Below are 2,968 nucleotides of genomic sequence, written 5' to 3' on the forward strand. Positions count from 1 at the left end.
CCTTTCTTCGATGACTTGGTAGGTCTCGAAGCAGAACCTACGCCCGGCCCCATTTACACCGGTTTCAGGACACGACCCGCACGACGAGCTCCTTTTGGCGGTCGCAAGAATGAACACAGTTGCCCGTCGAGGGGACACCGTTCTCGTGGAATTGAAGCCACGCTGGCGACTCACGGAAGAAAAGATCGTGCGCGCGGCGATCACGGTGATTTTGGTGGCCCTTGTGGCGGTGATTGGCGTCGCCGCGGGCGCGATCTTCACAATGGGTTAGCAGCGGATACGGCACGGACGGCTCGCCCGTCGGACTTAGTAGTGCCTTCGCCAACCGGCAGGATCGAGTACAACCAAACGACCGGCCAGGTCGAGGTGACGGTAAACGGCAAGGTCGTACCATCCGGGCTGTAGCCCGAATCAGGCGATCTGGACAAGAAGCTCAAACGGGGGCGAGCGGTGGCCAGCACGAGCAGGCTAGATGATTCACCTGCTGCAACACGCAATACGCTACCGGTAACCCGCCATATTCGATTCCGCCGTATTGCTTAGCGCAGGTAACGTCTTTCAGCGCTCTGCGGGGAGGTCGACGGCGCGGTGACCGCCAACGGCCCGCGGCGACACCCAGCGCGACTGCGACGCCGCCGTAGTCAGTCGCCCCAGTCCGGGCCGCCGACCGCCCGGCCGAGATCACTGATCCTCGTCAGGCCATGGCGCGCCGCGGTCGCGGCGGTCACGACGATGCCGTTCTTGTTCTCGGCTGGCGCCGGCTGCAGAGCGACGAGGCCCGTTCCCTGCAGCGCCTGGGCGAGCGCCGCATGGGCTTGGTGCGGATCCGAGATCCCGCCCCGGCTGCCGTCCAGGTACGCGAGGAGGCTACCAACATACTCGGGGACGAGGTCGACTCCGCCGTCGCGGAGCAGCGGAAAGTATGTGTCGCGGTTGCCGATCCCGAGGCGCCGCTCAACCGGGAAGCCGGCGCCCGCCAGCGCGTGGGCGTAAAGCTCGGCCACGGTCAGGCTCTCGGCGAAGTTGGCCGAGCCGACGACAATCGCCGGTCGGTTTCTCCGCGGTGCGCGCGGCGTCGGGCCGAGCTGCCGCTCGGTGAGGAATTCAGCCGCCGCCGCTGGAGATGACCCGAGAAGGACGCGGCGATTGAGCTCGGCGAGGCGCTCGGTCGTGAGTTCCGCGCTGACGGCATCGATGGTCGCGGCAAGGCCGGCGCCGTGCGCCACGCGCAACTCGTCGCGCAGGATCGGCGTCACGCTCTCGGCGGGCTGGGCGTGCCTGTCATCCTCGAGCAGGACGAAGTCGCCGGCGAAGAGGCGTGGATCGGTCGTGAAGAGCACGCCAACCTGAATCGCCCCCGTTTCAAGCGCGTCAACGGTGCGCGGCCCTCCGGCATCGGTGACACGAAACTCCTTGAAGGTGAGCCCATACCGCGCGCGCAGCAGCGGCAGACAGAGCAATTCGGTTGGACACTCGGGACCAGAGCCGAACACCAACGTTTCGGCCAGGATCACGTGGGCTTCGCCTTCACGGGTCGAGCTTGCTGCTTTCGAAGACCAGGAAGCTCGCCCCCTGCGGATCGCGCAGCAAGCTGAAACGGCCCTTCGGCTGCTCGGTCGGCCCCCCGAGAACCGCGCCGCCGGCGGCGACCGCGGCGGCGCTGGCCTCGGCGACGTCCGTCACGACGAAGTAGGGCAGCCAGCGCGGCGGCAGGCCGGCGTCAGCCGCTGTCAGACCGCGCATCCCGCCGTTGTCGCCCGAAAGCACCGGCACCGCGGGCGTTCCCACACGGATCACCCAGTAAGGCACGGGCATGCCGGCGAGGAACTCCATGCGCCAGCCGAACAACCGCGAGTAGAAGGCGATCGCGGCATCGACATCCGGGGTGGCGAGCTCATTCCACGTCAGGCATCCGGGCTCGTTCACGCAGGTGGCACCGAAGCGCCGGCCGGGCTGACAGAGGTGGATGACGGAACCCTGCGGATCGCGCGCGACCACCAACCTCCCTCGGTCTCCGCAATCCACTGGCCCGGCGAGGATAGCGCCTCCCAACGCACGGGTGCGGGCGGCCGCCGCGTCGACGTCGGCGACCGAGACGTGGGAGTTCCAGCGTGCCTCACCACCGGCGGGGTCGGTCGCATCGAGCGCATAGAGCCCAGCGACCTCCTGCTGCTCGCGGCGCAACACCGTGTACGCGCGACCGTCCGCCATGCGCCCCTCGTCCGGTGTCCAGCCGAAGAGCGTCCCGTAGAACACTGTGGCCGCCGCCGGGTCCGTCGTGGCGAGGTCGACCCAGCTGAAGGCCCCCTCCGCGTACCGGGCGCGCGCTCCCATGCGCCGCAGCCTACGTCTAAAGTCCTTCGGTGTCTTGCCATTTCCACCCGAGAACACGAGGAGATGGGCGGCGGAGGGGACTACCACCAATGGTGATTCACCAGCTGCAATGCGCAGAAACTTAACTTGACATAATGTCGCTTATCGGCACAACGGTTACCAGGCAACCCAGATGAAGAGCGCCACTCCACGCCATTCTGATGATGACTGCCTCGGGACAAGCCTTCATGCCCCCAGCACAACCTCGGCGCCGCGCGCAGTCTGGGTCGCTCGATAGACGGTCAGGCGCCGAAGACGGCAAGCGCCGGGATTGGGTGGCCAGCCGGCCTCCGCCGCCCCCAGGCGTGCACGGACTCGATTCGTCACTGTGACGAATTATCCACCGCCCCAGCGGTATTGGCGGTTCGGATGCAACGACGTCAGGGCGCAGCTGCTCATGTGCCGCTCGCCGCGTCGGGGGCCCGCACGCGGCCACCAAGTGCCCGGCCTGAGAGTCCCGGTCAGCTCCTGGACGCCCCGGCGCGTTCCCTGTTGCGCGCGCATTGGGTGGCGGTTACTGTCCGTTCTCATTGAATCTGGGGCACATTTACTAGTCTGACCTGCATTGCCCCAGATTGGATGAGAATTTCGATCG

The 2,968-nt window shown here is 66.8% G+C and carries 3 protein-coding genes; 1 reads left to right on the plus strand and 2 read right to left on the minus strand.

Annotated features, from left to right (window positions below):
* Window positions 1–109: 109 nt before the first annotated feature.
* Window positions 110–271, plus strand: coding sequence for a hypothetical protein (locus tag AWC17_RS10075; protein WP_231588732.1), 162 nt, complete (start codon window positions 110–112; stop codon window positions 269–271).
* 370 nt (window positions 272–641) lie between these two features.
* Here the strand turns inward: AWC17_RS10075 and AWC17_RS10080 are convergent, their stop codons facing one another.
* Complete coding sequence (locus AWC17_RS10080) at window positions 642–1,514, minus strand: glycine betaine ABC transporter substrate-binding protein (RefSeq protein WP_085164588.1); 873 nt, start codon at window positions 1,512–1,514, stop codon at window positions 642–644.
* A gap of 13 nt (window positions 1,515–1,527) precedes the next feature.
* Window positions 1,528–2,334 carry a VOC family protein gene (locus AWC17_RS10085; RefSeq protein ID WP_046183576.1) on the minus strand — a complete coding sequence of 269 codons (807 nt, stop codon included), beginning with the start codon at window positions 2,332–2,334 and terminating at the stop codon, window positions 1,528–1,530.
* Between the last annotated feature and the right edge of the window lie 634 nt (window positions 2,335–2,968).

It is taken from the genome of Mycobacterium nebraskense (assembly GCF_002102255.1).
Taxonomy (GTDB): domain Bacteria; phylum Actinomycetota; class Actinomycetes; order Mycobacteriales; family Mycobacteriaceae; genus Mycobacterium; species Mycobacterium nebraskense.